Origin of the sequence: Pontiella desulfatans, from assembly GCF_900890425.1 — a bacterium.
Taxonomy (GTDB): Bacteria; Verrucomicrobiota; Kiritimatiellia; order Kiritimatiellales; family Pontiellaceae; genus Pontiella; species Pontiella desulfatans.
Window position 1 is genome coordinate 3,586,567 of the sequence record NZ_CAAHFG010000001.1, and the last position, 19,422, is coordinate 3,605,988.

A 19,422-nucleotide genomic window follows, 5' to 3' on the forward strand; every position below is an offset into this window, starting at 1 on the left:
CGATAATCTGTTTAAAACTAACATCCACCGTCACCGACAAACAGCTTGATTCCGTTGAAATACAAGTGTAAATTTGTTGAATGAAGCCGATGGATGAAATCTTTTACTGGCCGACCCATGAGCTGTCACAACTGGCCGCCGTCTGGCCCGAAGCGATCGGTCGAAAAAACTGCGGCGACACCCTGCTATCCAACCGCAACGGCGGATATGTCAGCTTCAACTATCTTCACCGCGGCACTCTGCGGCACCAGCTCGGTCGCAACCCGAAGAGCCGGATCAAAGCCGGCAGCGCATTCGCCATTCTGCCCGGGCAGCACTATTCCTACATCGCCGATGAAGCCGACGAAAACGACCCCCTCATGCTGTGGGTCCGTCTGGCTGGCCCCGGCGCAAAGCAACTGATTAAGACCATGGGAATGGAACCCCGAACCCAGCGCATACAGATACAGCAGCCGGCCCAGCTCATGACCCTCTGGAAGGAACTCTTTACCCTGCAGGAAAGGCATTGCGGAGTGGTCTCTGACGCCGCCGCCATTGCACTGCTCTACCAAATGATCCCACTGTGCTCCCCCGACTCCAACCACACCGGCATGGATGAAACCCCCGGCTCCCTGGCCCAGCGCATTCGAAACTTTATGTATGACGAACTGGAGCGCGGTTATAATGTCAGCCAGATTGCCCAGTTTTTCAAACTCTCCCGCTCCAGCCTCTTTCTGCACTTCAAACGGGAATTCGACCAATCCCCAATTGCTGTCCTCAAACAGGCGCGTCTATCCAAAGCCCGGCATCTACTGACCGAAACCGATCTGCCAATGGAAGCCATCGCCCGAGCCTGCGGATACACCAGCACCAACCACTTTTTCCATCAATTCAAAAGCGAACTGGGCACCACGCCGCTGGCCTACAAAGAACTCCCGAAGGAACTGAACCCAAACCGCCCCGAATAAACATTTCAACACCCGTATTCAACATAATGTTGCTGTTTACGGCCTCTTCCCATTGTTACCTTTAGACACTTAACTGAAATAAGTGTAACGCCAACGGAGCGTGCTGCAAACGCAGTGAAACAAAAGGCGACAATGATGAAACAGAAACAAAAGTACCTTCTGCCCCTTATAACCCCCCTGCTGATCGGCGCAGCGGTTCAGGCCGGCGTCATCACCAACTATTATGATGGCTTCGAAGGAACCGGAAACGGCGCCAACCTCAATACGCGCCCCGCCCCGGAGGGAACCCTGACCGCCAACTGGTTTTCGAGGGCAGCCATCAAAACAACAGGGTCCGCGGTCACAATTACGGACGGCGCCGGCGATAATCCCTCCAACGCATCGCTTGGTTTCACGGCGGAAGCGGGAAAAATCTACGCCCTCTCCGCAGACCTGAATAACATCAGCACCGCATCTTTCGACTCAGTCTGGCTGGGCTTCCGGGATGACAGATCTGGCACTGCGGCCTTTACGACCAACAATGCCACCGCCGCACGAGTCTTCCGCAGGGCCGATGGCGACTATACGATTCGAACCGAAGATGGCACTGGCAGCCTTGTTGAGACCTCAGGATCCGGCACCATGAAACTGGTGCTCGACACCACCGAATCCGCATGGACGATCACGACGTACTGGAACGACGAACTCGCCGGCGCCACCTACACATACACTGAAAATCCGGACATTACCCACGTAGGGTTCGGCTTTTCAGGAGGAGGCGTAGAAGAACCCACTCAATTCGACAACACGGTGAACAACTTCAGCCTGACGGTCATTCCGGAACCGTCAACCCTCGGCCTTCTCACGGCCTCCTCAGCCGGCCTCCTGCTTCTGCGACGTCTCCTCATCTAGGAATCCCGGAATTCATAGATGCTCTGCTCCGGCAGAGCGTTTGCTGTATACAGCCCGTATCAGATCAACATTTTCACACCTCAATTAAACTGAATCAACCTGTTTAACAACACAGGGCGATGCTAGCTTTAAAGATATCAATTAACAACAACAGGCTTATGAAACACAAACAAAACACGCAACGCTCCCCCTCGGCATCCGCCCTTTCTTTCCGAGAAAAAATCGGATACGGAACCGGCGACCTGGCCATGAGTATTTTCTGGCAATTGTTCGGAATGTTCCTGATGTATTTTTACACCGATGTATTCGGCCTTTCCGCGGCGGCGGTGGGAACCATGTTTCTGGTGACCCGGGTCTGGGACACGGCCAACGATGTGATTGCCGGGGTCATCTGCGACCGAACGAAAAGCCGGTGGGGAAAATTTCGGCCCTGGCTGCTGTGGGCGGCGCTGCCGCTGGTGATCACAGGGTATTTGACCTTCAGCACCCCGGATCTCGGTGCAACACAGAAACTGATCTATGCCTACATTACCTACACGCTGGTGGGGATGGCCTATACCATGATCAATGTGCCCTACGGCGCACTGCTGGGAGTGATGAGCCCCAATCCCGACGACCGTGTCAGCCTGGCCTCCTACAAATTCGTGCTGGCCTTCGTCGGCTGCCTGGTGGTGCAGGCCCTGACGCTTCCGCTGGTCGCGAAGCTCGGTGGCGGGAACGAAGCGCTTGGCTTTAAACTGGTGCTGATTATTTACGGTGTTGTGGCCATTGCGCTTTTCTATGTGACCTTTGCCTCCACTCGGGAACGGGTTGAGCCGCCCAAAGAGCAGGACAACAACTTCAGGCGCGATATAAAGAACCTGCTGAGCAACGGCCCCTGGCTGGCTACGCTGGGCGTGGGAATGGCGGTTCTTTTATGTGTCTCCATCCGCAATGGGTCGATCATCTACTATTTTAAATATTATGTCGGCAAGGAGTCGCTCGCGACCTCGTTTATGGTGGCCGGCTCGCTAGCGGCCATTGTCGGCACCATGCTGGTGAAGCCTGTCGCGGTACGGTTGGGCAAACGAAATACCTTTATCGGCATGATGGTGCTGAGCGCGGTGCTGATGGGGATGACCTATCTTATGAAGCCGGATGCTCTCGTTGAGCTCTTTGTCCTTCAGGTGGTCATCAATCTGATTTCCCAGCCGGCGTTTGCCCTGCTTTGGTCGATGCTTTCCGATGTGGCCGACTACGGGGAGTGGAAAGACGGACGGCGCGCAACCGGCCTCGTCTTTTCTGCGGGCAGTATGGCGCTCAAAATGGGCTGGACGATCGGCGGGGCCATCACCGGCTGGGTACTGGCGGGCTACGGATTCGAGGCCAATGTGGAGCAGACCGAGCGCGGCCTGGAAGGAATCCGGCTGTTGCTCAGCCTGCTGCCCATGGGCGGAGCAATCCTCACAGCCATTGCCCTCTGGTTCTATCCGTTGACGGAAAAACGAATGAGAGAAATCGAAGCAGATTTGACTGCGCGTAGAAAAGGAAATAACAATGAATTTTAAGAATGTAAATGTCGAAGGTTTTCGCGTCCCGACGGGGCAGCATACGGCGGCCGGGCAGGAAGAGTTTGATCATGAGGCGCTGCGCACAAAGCTGCAGGTTGCCTGGCGTTTCACCCAGACCTACAAGCAGTATCAGAACGCTCCCGTTGCGATTCGCGAGGCGCATTGCCTGTCCGAACAGTATCCCGCCACGTGTCAGACCGTTCGGGATCATGATCTGATAGCAGGGCGACTTCTCTATATGCCTTTGGTCGGATTCCAGCTGGAGAATGTGGTCAACTCCGATATCGAAGTGCTGCAGACCGATCGCCGACCGGAATCCGCATTGACGACGGAAGAGAAGCAGGTGCGTGACACCTTGGCTACAGCTCAGAGCGGCTATCTGTCGGATTATTCTTCGCTGCGCCAGTTGCTCTCGCTTACGGATGATGAGGCCGAGCAGCGTGCGATTCAGGAGATGATGGATTTCTGGATGAAGGAGGCTTCCTCCCAAAAATATATGCAGGCATTGCCGCAGGATATTAAAGATGGCTTTGGGCGCGTGACGATGGAGTGCCAGTATGCGTCGACCTTCTTCCGCGTCTGCTGCACGTCCGTGGATTACGACAAACTGCTTCAGCACGGCATTCCCGGCATGCGCGCGCTCATCGGCAGCAAAAAAGAGGCGGCCGCCCTCAACGGCGACTCAACCGATCTGTACGAAGGGATGCTGCTGGGACTCGATGTGCTGGTCAGTGTCTGCGATTTTTACCGGAAGCAGTGCCTCGACCTGTTCGAGGAAGCAACCGATGCCGCCCGCAAACGCGAACTGCAGAAGATGGCCGCGGCGCTGGACGCCGTAACGAAGCGCAAACCGGAAACCCTGAGCGAAGCGATGCAGCTGTTCTGGGCCTATGACATGATTATCGACACCGTTAACTACGGCCGTATGGACGTCTACTTCGGCGATTTTTATGCGCATGACCTCGACAACGGAATCGAAACAGAGGCAAGTGCCTTTGAGCTGATCATGTCGTTATGGCACCTGATCTCCGAGCAGGCCGATGACGGCTTCGGCAGCTACCGCTTTAATGCCCGCATCATTGTCGGCGGAAAAGGTCGCCGCAATGAGGCCAACGCCGACCGGTTTGCAGTTGCAGCCCTTGAGGCAACACGGCAGCTCAAACGGACCGAACCGACGACGACGCTGCGTTTCTACAAGGGGCAGAATCCTGAACTGATGGATAAGGCCATGGAATGCCTCAAAGAAGGCTGCGTCCACCCGACGCTTTATAACGACGAACGCCATATTCCCATGACGCAACAGGCCTTCGACGTAACCGCCGAAGAAGCCGAACAGTACCTGCCACAGGGTTGCGGTGAGATGACGGTCGATCATATCAGCATCGGGTCACCCAACAATATCATCAACTTTGTCACAGCGCTCGATCTCGTGCTGCACAATGGGTTCAGCACCGAGACGCAGGAAGTGCGCGGACTGCAGCCGGGCAAACTTGAGACCTTCGATACCTTTGAAAAACTGGTCGATGCCCTTAAGGCTCAGGTGGACTACACGAATGGTCTGTTCGCCCGACGCCATATGGTGGAATATCAGGTGGCCCGCGAAACAGCCGCCTACCTGTTCATCAGCATGCTGACTGACGACTGCATTGAGCGCAACCAGGCCTGCTTCGACGGCGGAACCCGCTACCTCGGCGCCACCATCGAAACCTTTGGCCTGACCAACGTCTGCGACAGCCTGATCGCCATCAAAGACCTGGTCTACGACAAAAAACTGCTGACGCTGGAACAGATCGTCGAGGCATGCGACGCGAACTTCCAGGGCTACGGTAAGATTCAGAAGATGCTGCTCGCCGCGCCGAAATACGGCAACGACCTGGATGTGATCGATACCTTCCATAAAGAGCTCAGCGCCTGGCTCTGCGCAAATGCCAACGAGAAAGCCAAACCGGCCGGACTGCACTACCTGCTTAATTGCAACCTGAACCCGGACGGCATCCGTTATGCGGTCAACACCAAAGCCTCCCCGGACGGACGGGTGTACGGCGAAGCGTTTGCCGTCGGCTGCGCGCCGACCGCCGGCCGCGACCAAAACGGCATCACCGCCGTTCTCAACTCCATGTCGAAGCACGATGAACTGCACTCCGGCTACGTTCACAACCTGAAGGTGGGCCACAGCCTGTTTGCTCCGGAAAACATCAAGGCATTCCGAGCACTGATCGACACCTACTTCGAAAAGGGCGGCTGGCAGCTGATGGTTACCGTGCTCAACCCCGACGACCTTCAGAAGGCCATGGAGGAGCCGAAAAACTATTCGCATATCATGGTGCGTGTCGGCGGTTGGACGGCGCGGTTTGTGGACCTCCCGCCGGAACACCAGACTGAAATCCTGCACCGGACACTGTACTGCTGATGGGCGACAACCCACAAAGTGCCGGTACCGTCTTCGATGTTCAGCGGTTTTCGCTGCACGACGGGCCGGGCATTCGCACAACGGTCTTCCTGAAAGGCTGCCCGCTGCGTTGCCTCTGGTGCCACAATCCGGAGTCGATCGATTTTCGCCCCGAGATCGGTTGGCGCCCGGAGCACTGCACCGGCTGCGGCGCCTGCATTGAAGCCTGCCCGGAGGGATGCCATCAGCTCAGCCAAGAGGACTCGCATCATCGGTTCGACCGCGCCGACTGCACCCGTTGCGGACGGTGCGCCGAAGCCTGCGCGTTCGGTGCCCTGACACGCATCGGCAAGCGCATGGGCGTAGACGAGGTGATGACGGAAGTCCTTAAAGACCGCGCGTACTATAAAACCTCGGGCGGCGGCCTGACCCTCTCCGGTGGCGAGCCGCTGGCTCAGCCTGAATTTGCTGAAGCCCTGCTCTCTGCGGCCCGGTCCGAGGGCATCCATACGGCCGTGGAAACCTCCGGGCAGGTGCGTTTCCAAACATTGGAAAACATGGTGGAACTCACCGATCTGTTTCTGTTTGACCTCAAAGAAACCGATCCGGCGCGACACGAAACATATTCCGGCATGGACGGTCAATTGATTCGCGAAAACCTCCAGCGACTCAACGCGCTGGGTGCGGACATCATCCTTCGCTGCCCGATCATCCCGACCCTCAATGACCGCCCCGGCCATTTTGCACAAATCTCGGATCTGGTAAACTCGCTGAGCCATATCCGGGAAGTACATGTGATGCCCTACCACCCCTTCGCATCACATAAATATTCGGAACTCGGCAAGTCGGCCCCGCTAGGCAGAATTGAAGCCCCTGATGAACCCCAAAAGAAGCAGTGGGTGCATGCGCTGAAGGTCTCATGCCCGGTTCACATCTAACCTGGAGCTCTAACCATGATTGAAGATATCGAAATTTTTCAAGATCGCGCTGAGTACGTCATGCGCGGACAGGCCTCCGGTGCACATCTGTTTTCCTCACCGGATGCCGGACGGGTCATTCAGCGAGCCATCGATTCGTTCAACGGCGAAGGCGGGGAGGTGCTGCTTCACCGCGGAACCTATGAACTGAACGCCCCCATTCAACTGGACAGCCGCTGCGTACTCCGCGGAAAAGGCGTCGCCACCTGCCTAAAACTCACTGCGGCGAATGAACAGGGAATCGGCATTCTCTGCGAGGATAAAGATTACGCTTCCGTCTGCAACTTGAGTCTCCGCCCTGCGGCCCGCGGAACCGGCGTGGCGGGAATCCTCCTTCACAGCAGCGGGTGCTGCCAGATTCGCGAGGTTCGCTGCAAGGGCTTCGCCTCGTACGGCATATGGATGCGTGAAAACAGTTTTCTATGCGAAATATCACGCTGTCAGCTGGCCGATAATCAAAAATCCAACCTGTTCATGCAAAATCTGCGAGATGGAGGCCGCGGCGGCGATTTTCTGCCCGGACTGGTGACCGGGCTGACCATCTACGGCGGCGGCAACGGCATCGAATGCGAACACGCGCTGGTGCTGAACATCACCTCCTGCCTGATTCTTCATCCCGGTAAAAACGGCATTCACATTCACTCCGAAAGCAACAGCGTTCTGGTCTCCGGCTGCCGCACACTGCAGGTGGAGAAAGACTGTGTTGTGGTGCAGGATTCCCATGAAATCAACCTGTCGAGCAACATCTTCTGCTGGCACCGCGATCACGGAATTATTCTGGATAATGTGAAGTGGGGAACAGTTTCCGCGAACAACATCATCGATACCGGTGTGCGGGCACATGATAAAACGCTGCGCAACGGCATTATCCTGCGCAATGGCACCTCCAGTGTTCAGATAACCGGCAATGCGTTGTTTAACTGGGGTGACCAAATGCCGATGCAAACCGGAATCGATGAGGATGCCTCCTGCCGCGGCAATCTGATGGCCAACAACAATGTGAATTACTACACCGAACAGGATGTCATCTCCCGAGGAGCGCAGAGTCAGGCCATCGGCAATCTCGGCATCGGCCCCGAAGCGTGGATCGGCATGAATCGGGAGCCCTACCCGGATTTCACCCTGGATGGCCTGAACGCTTTTCTTGACGACAACTTTGAACGATAACCTTTCTGAGAGCTTACATACATGGAGACAACAACTGAACACGACCGGATCTGCCGGATCCTCGCCAAAGAAACGCTGGAGGACCTGCAGACCAATATCCTGCCGTTCTGGCTGAAGATGATCGATCGGAACAACGGCGGATTCTACGGCCAGATAGACTTCAACGGCACACTGAACCGGGAGGCCTCAAAGGGCGGAATTTATATCAGCCGCATTCTGTGGACCTTCGCCCGGGCCTACCGTCTGCTCGGCAATCCTGACTATCTGGCCGCCGCGCAGGCCGCCTGTGATTTTCTAACCACCAAGCTGTGGGACGACTCGTTCGGCGGTATTTTCTGGAGTGTGGATACGCAGGGCAATCCGCTCGACACCAAGAAGATGTTTTACGTGCAGGCCTTCGCCATCTATGGACTGTCCGAGCTGCACCGGGCAACCGGGTCGGACAAGCCCCTGGCGAAAGCGCGCGAACTCTACGACCTGATCGAAACGCACGCATACGACCCGAAGCACAAAGGCTATTTTGAAGGGGCTTCCAGAGACTGGAAAACCGTCGAGCCTATGATTCTCGGCGAAGATGAGGAGCCGACCCATAAGTCGATGAATACGCACCTGCACATCCAGGAGGCGTACTCCAACCTGTTGCTGGCCTGGGACGATACCGGCCTGCGCGCCAAACAGCGCGAATTGGTTCAGGTGATGTGCGAAAAAATCGTCGATCCTCAGACCCACCACTTCAAGCTCTATTTCGATGCGCAGTGGACGGCCAGCAACGAGCACATTTCCTACGGCCACGATATTGAAGGCAGCTGGCTGCTCGAAGAAGCCGCCACCATTCTCGGTGATTCAGATCTGATCGATCAAGTCACCCCGATTGCCCTGAAGATGGGAACAACCATCTACAACGAAGGTATTGATGAAGCGGATATTGTTCAGTGGGAAGGCGACGCCACCGGCGTGGTTGACACCAAAAAATACTGGTGGGCGCTCGCCGAGCAGGTGGTCGGATTCTTCAATCTGTATCAGATGACCGGCGAAAAACAGTATCTGGATGTCACCTGCAATGCGTGGGCCTATATCCGCGAGCAGCTGATCGACCGCGAAGGCGGCGAATGGATCTGGGGACGGTTTGAGGACGGAAGTCCGATCCCCAAAGACAAGGCCGGAATCTGGAAAGGCCCTTACCATAACGGCCGCATGGCGCTGGAATTATTTGAACGAGTTAAGCGATAGAAAAGGAAAACGAACAATGAGCAATCTGTTTGATGAACGTATGGCCGCGCTGACGGCGGAGCACGAAGGCCTGATTCAGGCAAAAAATGAACCGGTTCTTCCCGGAAACGGCATTTATACGAAATGGACCAATCCGGTGGTCACCGCTGCGCACGCGCCGCTGCACTGGCGCTACGACCTGAACCCGGAAACCAACCCCTTCCTGATGGAACGAATCGGAGTGAATGCGGCACTCAATCCCGGAGCCATTGAGTTCAACGGAAAAATCTGCCTGATGGTGCGCACCGAAGGGTCGGATCGCAAAAGCTTCTTCGCTGTGGCGGAGAGTGATAACGGCGCAGACAACTTCCGTTTTTGGGACAAGCCGGTCGTCATGCCGGAAACAGACCGACCCGACACGAATGTATATGATATGCGCCTGATCAAGCACGAAGACGGCTGGATCTACGGCCTGTTCTGCACCGAACGAAAAGATCCCTCTGCACCGGAACACGACACCTCCATCGCTGAAGCGCAGAACGCCATTGCCCGTACCAAAGATCTCGTCAACTGGGAACGCCTCGACGACCTGAAAACCCCGTCGCCCCAGCAGCGAAACTGCGTCCTGCACCCCGAATTTGTGGACGGGAAATATGCCTTCTACACCCGCCCGCAGGACGGCTTTATCGACTGCGGATCCGGCGGCGGAATCGGCTGGGGGCTGGCCGATGATATTGAACACGCCGTGATCCCCGAAGAGACCATCATTGATGAAAAAGTGTATCACACCATCAAAGAGGTCAAGAACGGCGCCGGCTGTGTGCCGATTAAAACCGACGAAGGCTGGCTGCATATCGTCCATGGCGTGCGCGGCTGCGCGGCCGGCCTGCGCTATATCATTTATGCCTTTATGACCGAGCTGGAACGCCCTTGGGTTCCCAAATATACACCGGGCGGAGCCCTGATTGTACCGGAGGGAGAAGAGCGCGTCGGCGATGTATCCAACGTGGTCTTCACCAACGGCGCGGTCGTGCGCGGCGACGAGGTCTTCATCTACTATGCGTCCAGCGACACCCGCTGTCACGTGGCCACCAGCACCCTTGCCCAGTTGGTCGACTACTGCAAAAACGCACCCGTCGACCCCCTCCGCAGTGCTGCCTGCGTGCAGCAACGCATGGAACTAATTGATCGCAATCTTAAACTCATGAAGTAAACTGGAAAGCCCGGTCGCCGGTGCAGGCGGCCGGGCCATTCGCATCAGATGTTGATAACACAAAGAAGGATCATCGAAATGAAATCTAAAACCACCACTCTTTTCGCCGCGCTCTTCTGTTTCACGATGGCTGCTGCCAGTGGCCGGGCCGCAGAACAACCCAACATCCTCTATCTGGTCGTCGACGATCTGGACCGGGCCGATCTGGGCTGTTACGGCGGAAGCATTCCGACTCCTCATATCGACCAGCTCGCCCGCGAAGGCGTCCGCTTTACCTCCTGCTATGCCACCTCGGCCGTCTGCACCCCCTCTCGCTACAACCTCCTCACCGGTCAGTATGCCTCCCGCTCGAAATGGTTGCGCGAAAACGAATGTCCCGACACGACGAACGCGTTCATCCGCTGGAACACCAATCTGGAGCCGGGCGACGAAACGCTGGCTACTTTCCTCAACGACTACCACACCGGGTATGTCGGCAAATGGCATAACGGCCTGCCGATTCTTCGCCACATCCCGGCCGTCTCCGAACCCCAGGATCCGGAAATGGCAGCTCACTACATCGAAAACCAGAAAACCGCCTGCCGGTTCATTGAAAAAACAGCCGGATTCGACGAGGCCCGCGCCGTGTACCTGACCAACATCTTCTGGCTTCCGCTTTCACAGCGACTGATGACCCATCATCAGCACTGGCTGACCCATCAGGCCGTTTCCTATCTCAAAAGCACACCCCCCGCCAAACCGTTCCTGCTCTACATGGCCACGACCCTGCCGCATGTCCCCAGTGCCATGGGGGCCCTCAACGGTGATCCGCGCGCCTCCCTTCTGGGCTATCGCGATGAACATCTCAACATCCAGCCCTCTTACGCCAACCTCAAAGAACGGGTCGCCCAGGCCGGACCGTTTCAGGACGAAGAAGCCGAAGGCATCTATGCGGCAACCATCTGGCTGGACGATGCCGTAGGCCGGATCCTTCAGGAACTGGAGGAAAACGGACAGGCCGACAACACAATCGTTGTGCTGGTCAGCGATCATGAGCGACATGAAAAAATGACCTGTAACATGGGAAAAACCACGCTGATCATCCGGGCTCCCGGCATTAAGCCGGCCGTTGTAGACACGCTGGTCAGCACAGTCGACATTGTCCCGACCCTCATGGATTTATGCGGAAAAAAAGTTGCCCCCAAACAGTTTGACGGACGCAGCTTTTCCGCCGCACTGCACGGCAATCCCGCAGAAATACAGGATGCCGTTTATCAGGAAATCACCTACACCCGGGCCGTGACCACAAAACAGTGGAAATACATCGCCACCCGCTTCCCGGAAGAGATTCAGGCAAAAATAACGCCGGACAACCGGCGCGACTTTAATCAGGAAGGAACCACCTATTCGGTCGGGGACAGCAATCTTGCTCGGGTTCGATACAACTCAGACAAAAAATTTCCGGGCTACTACGACGACGATCAGCTCTACAACCTGACTGAGGATCCAAACGAACAAACCAATCTGGCCCAGAAACCGGAATACGCCGGAGTCCTTGCCGAAATGAAGAAAAAACTTCGCACCTACAGCCTAGATCTTCCCCATCAGTTTGCAGAGTTCACAGACTCAGACTTGCAGTAACGGAAGTGGTCGGCCTGATGACAGGCCGAAATACAGGCTCAACATCCCCAACTGGAAAACGCTGCTAACGGGCGTTGAACCTCAACTTCCCACGGAATCGACACCAGCTTTTTAAATCCAGGGTCCTCCCTCTATAGTGGTGATAACAAATGTCAACACGAGAACTTATTGGATTCAGGTGCAATGACACCGACAAGTTAATTTACAATCATGCTGATTCTCAGCCAGATACACTGGGGCTGAAGGTCTTGCGGGAACTAGGGGACGTTGATAACTGGAACGTGGTATTGGACCGCGTAGAAAGCCTCCTCATGGTGTCATGAACAGCGATGACTGGGTGAAAATGCCTACATGACTGAGGCAGAAATCAGAAGATGGTCGGCCTCACCGGATTCGAACCAGCGACCTCTACACTCCCAGTGCAGAACTCAAATGACTCCCAGCAACACTTCGTAGGTTCTCCGCAAAAGACAGGGCAGACCCTATAGCGACCGCGAAATAAATGATGTATTTCAGATGTACTTCAGGAGGTTTGACAGTTGGATCAGGAGTAGTCCGGAAGTAACTGTTTGAAACTATGGATTATGCTTATACTCATAGATAACAGCATAAAAGACAATGGTGCCGGAGGACGGACTCGAACCGTCATACCCGAAGGTGCGGGATTTTGAATCCCGTGCGTTAGCTTTCACCGTTGCATTCCGCGACAGGAAAAAGCGAAACACCCTTCCCGGTAGCACATATTCTTAACCAAAAGAGCGCGGATTATAGCAGGAGTAAAAGTCGTGGAAACATTATATAGAATGATGGGATGGGTGCATGGGACATACCCGCAAAAAAACGGACCGATTCGGGAATAGGTTGCGGACGATCCGGGAAATATCTCAACCCACCGACACCTTCACCAAGGGACTTACATGCATTGGAAGCCAATGGGCAGGATTGCGCGGAATACCTTAACAGTACGCGTAGCGGCCTGTTCCGTAATTGGATAGCTTACAGTCCCCCTACCCTCATGTCTTGGTTTTCCTGTAGTTTGTGTAGCTACTTGTTGTGCCTGACACCGGTTGAAGTGTTCAGCCAGTAACCCGTGGCAGTTCGCTGAGTTCTTGGATGTTGCATCCCCTAAAAACGACCTTCAAAATATTGAAGTAAAGGCATTGTCATCCCATAGATATTGAAAAAAAAGGCTGGCATGTGCCGTTGAAATCCTCCACTCGGAGGGTATGAAAAAACAACATAAACACAAGCCAGCCGGACATAGGTATACAACCTTGAAACAATTGTGCAATCTGATTCCCGGACACATGGTGTCGAGCCTTGCGCAGAAGCATGGCGTGGACATTCAAAGCCGGACGTACACGCCGTGGAGCCATGTGGTTTCTTTGCTGTACGCCCACTTCTCCCATGCACTCGGACTCAACGATGTGTGCGACGCGCTCCAGATGAACGCGGCGGCGCTCTCTACCATCCGCGGCGCGGTTCCTCCGTCGCGTAACAACCTGAGCCACGCGAACAAGATCCGCAACGCGGACATGGCCGAAGAGCTCTACTGGTGCATGATGAAGCATCTGATGGATACAGTCCCGGGCTTCGCGAAGGGCAAGGTTCGGCGCGGATACCTCCGGCGCTTCAGCAAGACGATCCATGCGCTGGACTCGACCACGATCCAGCTCGTCGCCAACTGCATGGACTGGGCGAAGCATCGCCGCCGCAAGGCTGCGGCCAAGTGCCACCTGCGCCTCGACCTGCAAAGCTTCCTGCCCCGGTGCGCCATCATCGACACGGCGAAGCACCATGACAGCACGATGACCCAAAGCCTGTGCGCCGAGCTCAAACCCGGTGAAATCGCCGTGTTCGACAAGGCCTACAACAAGTTCAAGCATCTTTTCGAGCTGACGGTGCGCGGTGTCTGGTGGGTTGGCCGGGCGAAGGACAACATGCAGTACAAGGTGGTGCGCACCCTCGAAACCACCGGGCACAAGCGCATCCTGCGCGACGAGGTCATCGAGATGGTGGTCGAAGCATCGAAGAAAGCCTATCCGTGCGAGTTGCGCCGGGTCGTGGCGCTGGTCGAGATTAACGGCAAGGATGTCGAAATCGCCTTCATCACCAATCACCTGGAGTGGAGCGCGTGGACGGTCGCCGAACTCTACCGTTGCCGCTGGGACATCGAGGTGTTCTTCAAGGAGATCAAGCAGACGCTCCAACTCTCCGACTTCCTGGGCTACAGCGCCAACGCCGTGCGCTGGCAGATCTGGATGGGGCTGCTGGTCCACCTGCTGATGCGCTGCCTCGCGTTCATGCACGGATGGGAGCACAGCTTCAAGCGGCAGTTCACTGTTGTGCGCGCGGTGCTTTGGCGCCGGTGGAACCTGCCCGCCTTGCTGGATTCCTATGGGACAGCCAAACCGCCCGGCCGCATACGGGGTGCGCCGGAACAGGCGTATCTGCCGGGGTTTGTCTAAGAGCTGTGGGACAGCCATATGCACAAAGCGCGGAACCATGGTTAACCTTCAACAAAAAATCGGAATTGACTAAATGAATCGGACATCAGAAACCTTAACAAAAACGGGGTTTTACTCTCCGTCAGCACCACCTATGGGATGAATGTGAAGTAAAGGCAAAAATGCTATTGACGATCTAAAGACTCCTCTGATATCCAAGGTAGTATGGAAAGGAGGTGATAAATAATGGACGAAAAAGACATATTCACAAGAGCAGTCGATGCGTATTTCCAAAAATTTGGGGAACATGCACCTGCCCCGTCAGACCCTACGACCATCAACGAAGGCGGAAAGGACTATGTAGTGTTGGAAAACACTTACGGACTCCTCGCTGTCTACGAGATCGTGGATGACAACACCCTGAAATGGTCGGATTATCTTCCGGAAGGATATTCGGAAGATGACGATCAGCGTAATGGTTAGTTGCGCTGATTCTTGGAAACAGCCCCTCCTCAAAGCAAAGCGAAGCAATATCGGAAGGCGCTGTCGGAACGACAGAAATTTGTTATTTCTCCCGCTTGGATCGTAGATGGAACCAAGTCCCAACGAAGTTATGACCGCATATAATGCAGGCTTAATTTGGGCATCCCTACGCCATTAATTTGATCAGAGACATTTAGATGTAATGTATAGGGAGTGTTAGGACAATGGGTGCATGTCACGACCAGGGCAAAGTGGATGAAGAGGTCCTCGGTTGGGGTTCGAAAAAGAACTCGAAGCACTCAAGGTCGAACAGCAAAAGAACGACAGGACCGCCTAGCGACTAACCCTCGCTGATGTAAAGGCTATCCTGCAGGATGACCTTATGTTGTCGCCTTCAAATCCTCGGCGATGGCGGCAGGCGGCCTCCAGGTCTTTGGTGATTTCGAGGGCGAGGATATCCGGCAACGAAGTATTCTTTTTTCTAGGCATCCGGTATTTATCCAAAAAATGTGCGAAAAAGAAAAGAATTCAATCATCATAGATGCCCATGATGCCCACATGCAACAGCCAAGAAAGAATGCAACCGAAATGCAACGCACAAGCGACTTTTATGGCCATTTCATGCCGCTAATGCATCATTTATCATAAAATCATGTAGGCACAAAAAAACCTCCAACCCGTTAAGGATCAGAGGTTAAAGGTGGTGGCGACTCCCAGAATCGCCTCACAAAACCGATTTTAACCTGTCACATCACACTTATAGCTAACACGTTACGTTGTTTTTCCGATCACCATAAAACGATCTAACAACACCGAATGTGTATCATGTGTGTGTCCCACTCGAAAGCCTAAACTGAGACACCAAACGTACAATCAACCGCCTCATAATTATCGATGGTGATATGCCTGGTAAAGTTGGAGCCGCGTATCGAACTCCTGCTGATTCCTGCCACAGCAGGCGTTGACGGTTGGCATTAAGCTACCTGACTCAGCTGCCGACGTCTCCTTTCCCGCTCTGCCCTCTTCTTATCCTGACCCTCCATCCTCTTCCGAAGTCTCAGATCAACTTTATGAGGATTATCCGGAAAACCGTCGCAGTCTTGCAACTCCCCCTTACAGAACCGATCCCAGATTTTTGAATACCAGTAGTCCACCGCCGTAATCGCCAGGTCCAGGTCATACCTTTCCTTCAGCCAGACCTGTATGCTTTCATGTCCTTTACCCCCGCTTATCAGGCCCGCTGTCAGATGCTCGACTAAATCGACTATCATTTCCTCGGTAAGTGCAGGTTGGCGGGTAGGCCTGTAGTTGTTTTTCTCCAATGCCCAAGTACCACCCTCCCGCCAGCGCCTTACCCAGTTTGTTACACTCGCCCGGCTACACCCGACTAGCTCTGCGATTTCATCGGTAGTGTACTTTCCTGACAAGGCATAAAGGATGACCTGGTACCGACGCTTTGCCTTCCAGTTTTTCTGGAAATGAGCATCGTCGATATGATCAAGAAGGTCTTCACGGGAGTAGGTACTGGAGGTGATTTTAAGTTTCGGTCTCATAATGATGAATTATAGTAAAACAGCATGCTACGAGCACACAATCTCTACAGAGAAATTCGCCGTTATCGCCTCTTATAGGTCGTTCATTGCTACTTTAACGTTCGATATATACTCATCAAGTAAACGAATACGCGGAAGCCAGCATAGGTATCGTTAAGAAACAATGCCTTAACCACTTCATCTGCTTCAGTCTGGATCATCTAAATCACATTAACAAAGAGTGGCTTAATTACTATAACAACCACCGTCCTCATCAGGGAGTAGATATCGGAAACAAGATTCTCCGTCCTGATTTCCAACCAACCGACAAAGGTGTGATTAAGCGAGAACAACGCCTCGGTGGAGTAATCTCGTATTGCTACCGCGAAGCTGCCTAGCCCTGCCCTTCCAACACCACCAGCGCAACACCTCTCGTTCAGATTGAACGGATTTTTCGTCATACCCTGACGGCATAAATCCGGTCATTTTCCATCGTATTGTCACCAGCTTCAACCAACTCACTCGCTCTGAGCGGATATCTTTTCGAACCAACTCCCAAACTTTGGCCAATGTTTTCTGGCATTATCGCTACGGATTAGTTTTCGGGGGGTGCAATTCCAGACATCTTTCGCTGGATTTTTTCGTATTCTAATCCGGCTTTAGAGTGGCTCAGAATCCTCCACTTCGATACGTTTACGAATTCTTTGAGTTTCCGAGGGGCCGGAAACACATCCGACGCCTTAACCGCTTTATCGGATTCAAACGGATATCTTTTCACCCAACTAATTCAACTTCACTCTATATCACCAGTCATTCTTGACGTGGATTAATTTTCGGCGAGACCACGTATTACCATTGCTGCTGGTTGGCTAGTGATTCAATCTCGGGAGTCATGATCGATCAGCTTACCGGAGGTTCTTCATAAGCCACGGACAGGCGTCGCTTTACCGAGCGGTATCTGCGGATCCCGATGAGCAGAACGATTCCGCCCATACTGAAAACAGCAATACCGAGTGACAGCATTAAAACTTCCTGATGCAGGAATTTAATTAATGTTCCTCCGGCAATGATCAAGGTAATCGAAGTTCGCGCATAGGACAGAAAAGTTCGTTCATTAGCCAGAACGGTTCGGTCATAGGCCAGATGATCGCGAAGAATCATGTCGTCCGGATGAATTTTTGAATATGGCATGATCTATCCTTTAATTTTTTAATCCTGAGTTACCCTTCAAAATCAGTTCACTCGCCGGAATCGTCCAGTCATTAATCTCCATCGTGGTCGCGCCGCCCTTCCAGCCGAACAGGACTTTCGCCTCGGAGTTGATCGGAGGTTTTATCCACATTACTTCGACACTTCCATCCAGACGGTTCTCGACCGAAACCCACTCCGCCCCTTCCAGCACCAGCGCATGGGTTTTACGCGGACGATCCTTTTCATCCAATAATTGGAAATCCTGTTTTCCGGCTATTGCGGTCCGGATTTCAGTTTCCGCCAGTCGCAGTGCTGCAGGCCGATCCGGCGCCTGCTTCGGGTTATGCCGACGTTTGATCGGGTTGCCCTTAAAGTCAGGATTGGGAATCGGCAGCAAGGCATCCGAATCCTTTAAATGTTCCTCAATCAACTGGTCCAACTTAGCGACTTTTTCCGGCATATAGCCTGCGAGGTTGATGGCCTCCGCCGGATCCAGCTTCAGGTTGAACAATTCAAACGCGTCCGATTTTGCATCCATACCCGCATGGTGGAACCGGATCAGTTTCCAGTCGCCCACCCGCACACAGCTGCTTGGCGCGCACATGGCGCCAAAGACATGCTGGAAATCGGTGAAAATCGGCTGATGTTCCATCGGCTTACCCGCCAACAGAGGAACAATGCTCTGGCCATCCAGTTTCGCCTGCGGTTTCACGCGAGCCAGTTCCAGCAGGGTCGGATAAATATCGGTGGTCTGCACCGGCGTTTCATTCACACGGCCCGCCTCAATTTTCCCGGGCCAGCTCACGATCCACGGCACCTTGAACCCGCCTTCATAGGTATTGGCTTTTCCGCCACGCAGCGGGCGATTCGAGGTCCACGTGTCACCCGCCTTGGTCTTCTTATGCGTCACCCCGCCATTATCGGAAGTTAGCAAAATCAACGTATTCTTTTTCAGCTCACGGTTTTCCGGACGGTCCATCCAGTCGAGCAGCAGGCCGATACTGTTGTCCATGCTTTCGAGCATGGTCCCCATTTCCGGACAGCGCTGATCAGCATCCGGATTGCGCAGCTCAGCATATTTCGGCAACAGATCCTTTTTGGCGATGATCGGCCCGTGCACCGCATAGTGCCAAAAGTTGAGATAAAACGGCTTATCCTGATCCTTAACGGATTCGATCCACATTATGGATTCCTCCGCCAGGCGCTCATTCAGGTATTCGCCCTTCAGCCCAGCCTTCAGGTTCGGGATACTGTTTTTATACGGCGAATAATAATCCGGTGGCCCCGGCAGGGAACCGCCGCCGATCACAAAATCAAACCCCTGATGCTCCGCGCGAAATTCATCCATCCCCCGTTCCGTCAGGTGCCACTTTCCGATATGCGCCGTATTATACCCGCTTTCTTTCAACGCCTCGGCGAGGGTAAAAACCTCTAGGGGCAAATGGCTCTTACTCTGCACCTTTCCACAATAGGCATTCCCCTCCGGAAGCAAGGCCTCTGGCTCCGCCACGCTCTTGGGCGTAATCGCAACGGTCATTCGGAGACGAGCGGGGTGCTGCCCCGCCATGATGCTCGCACGCGTTGGCGAGCAGAGCGGACTCGATGCATACGCATCGGTAAAGAGCATCCCCTCCTCCGCCAAGCGCGTCAGATTCGGCGTCTGATAATAGTCCGACCCATAGGTCGAACTGTCCGCCCAGCCCATATCATCGACCAGGATCACGATAAAATTGGGCTGTGCCGCCTGCAGCGACATCCCCGTCCATAAAGCCAGCCCGAAGATCGTTTTTTTCATCCAGCGCAACA

At 54.2% G+C, this 19,422-nt stretch carries 15 protein-coding genes; 12 read left to right on the top strand and 3 right to left on the bottom strand.

Going from position 1 to position 19,422, the window contains the following annotated elements:
- Positions 1–80: 80 nt before the first annotated feature.
- From E9954_RS12575 to E9954_RS12630, 11 genes are all read left to right on the top strand, one after another.
- Entirely contained in the window at positions 81–947 is an 867-nt protein-coding gene (locus E9954_RS12575) for a helix-turn-helix domain-containing protein (protein WP_136079515.1), read from the top strand.
- Positions 948–1,079: 132 nt separating this feature from the next.
- The gene (locus E9954_RS12580; protein ID WP_136079516.1) at positions 1,080–1,838 is read left to right on the top strand and encodes a PEP-CTERM sorting domain-containing protein; all 759 of its coding nucleotides are present in this window, start codon (positions 1,080–1,082) and stop codon (positions 1,836–1,838) included.
- Between the two features lie 158 nt (positions 1,839–1,996).
- On the top strand, positions 1,997–3,385 hold the full coding sequence (locus E9954_RS12585; protein ID WP_136079517.1) for an MFS transporter: 1,389 nt from the start codon (positions 1,997–1,999) through the stop codon (positions 3,383–3,385).
- Entirely contained in the window at positions 3,375–5,798 is a 2,424-nt protein-coding gene (locus E9954_RS12590) for a pyruvate formate lyase family protein (RefSeq protein WP_136079518.1), read from the top strand. The genes E9954_RS12585 and E9954_RS12590 overlap by 11 nt, the downstream gene beginning before the upstream one ends.
- Entirely contained in the window at positions 5,798–6,715 is a 918-nt protein-coding gene (locus E9954_RS12595; protein ID WP_136079519.1) for a glycyl-radical enzyme activating protein, read from the top strand. The genes E9954_RS12590 and E9954_RS12595 overlap by 1 nt, the downstream gene beginning before the upstream one ends.
- A 15-nt stretch (positions 6,716–6,730) precedes the next feature.
- Entirely contained in the window at positions 6,731–7,921 is a 1,191-nt protein-coding gene (locus tag E9954_RS12600) for a right-handed parallel beta-helix repeat-containing protein (protein ID WP_136079520.1), read from the top strand.
- Positions 7,922–7,942: 21 nt separating this feature from the next.
- Positions 7,943–9,151 (top strand): AGE family epimerase/isomerase, encoded by a 1,209-nt coding sequence (locus E9954_RS12605; protein WP_136079521.1) that lies wholly within the window; start codon positions 7,943–7,945, stop codon positions 9,149–9,151.
- 16 nt (positions 9,152–9,167) lie between these two features.
- A complete protein-coding gene (locus E9954_RS12610; RefSeq protein ID WP_136079522.1) occupies positions 9,168–10,343 on the top strand; it encodes a glycoside hydrolase family 130 protein in 1,176 nt (391 codons plus the stop codon).
- Positions 10,344–10,421: 78 nt separating this feature from the next.
- The gene (locus E9954_RS12615; RefSeq protein WP_168442209.1) at positions 10,422–11,963 is read left to right on the top strand and encodes a sulfatase family protein; all 1,542 of its coding nucleotides are present in this window, start codon (positions 10,422–10,424) and stop codon (positions 11,961–11,963) included.
- Positions 11,964–13,189: 1,226 nt separating this feature from the next.
- A complete protein-coding gene (locus E9954_RS12625; protein WP_136077916.1) occupies positions 13,190–14,431 on the top strand; it encodes an IS4 family transposase in 1,242 nt (413 codons plus the stop codon).
- Between the two features lie 225 nt (positions 14,432–14,656).
- Positions 14,657–14,893: a hypothetical protein gene (locus E9954_RS12630; RefSeq protein ID WP_136079524.1), complete on the top strand. Its 237-nt coding sequence runs from the start codon at positions 14,657–14,659 to the stop codon at positions 14,891–14,893.
- Between the two features lie 974 nt (positions 14,894–15,867).
- On the opposite strand, the gene E9954_RS12635 is transcribed toward E9954_RS12630, so the two are convergent.
- Positions 15,868–16,446 carry a helix-turn-helix domain-containing protein gene (locus E9954_RS12635; protein WP_136079525.1) on the bottom strand — a complete coding sequence of 193 codons (579 nt, stop codon included), beginning with the start codon at positions 16,444–16,446 and terminating at the stop codon, positions 15,868–15,870.
- Between the two features lie 104 nt (positions 16,447–16,550).
- On the opposite strand from E9954_RS12635, the gene E9954_RS33895 reads away from it, so the two are divergent.
- Positions 16,551–16,823 carry an integrase core domain-containing protein gene (locus E9954_RS33895; RefSeq protein ID WP_136080231.1) on the top strand — a complete coding sequence of 91 codons (273 nt, stop codon included), beginning with the start codon at positions 16,551–16,553 and terminating at the stop codon, positions 16,821–16,823.
- A gap of 502 nt (positions 16,824–17,325) precedes the next feature.
- Here E9954_RS33895 and E9954_RS12645 read toward each other — a convergent pair.
- Positions 17,326–17,616: a DUF202 domain-containing protein gene (locus tag E9954_RS12645; protein ID WP_136079526.1), complete on the bottom strand. Its 291-nt coding sequence runs from the start codon at positions 17,614–17,616 to the stop codon at positions 17,326–17,328.
- A 10-nt stretch (positions 17,617–17,626) separates the two neighbouring features.
- Positions 17,627–19,411: a sulfatase gene (locus tag E9954_RS12650; protein ID WP_168442210.1), complete on the bottom strand. Its 1,785-nt coding sequence runs from the start codon at positions 19,409–19,411 to the stop codon at positions 17,627–17,629.
- Positions 19,412–19,422 lie beyond the last annotated feature (11 nt).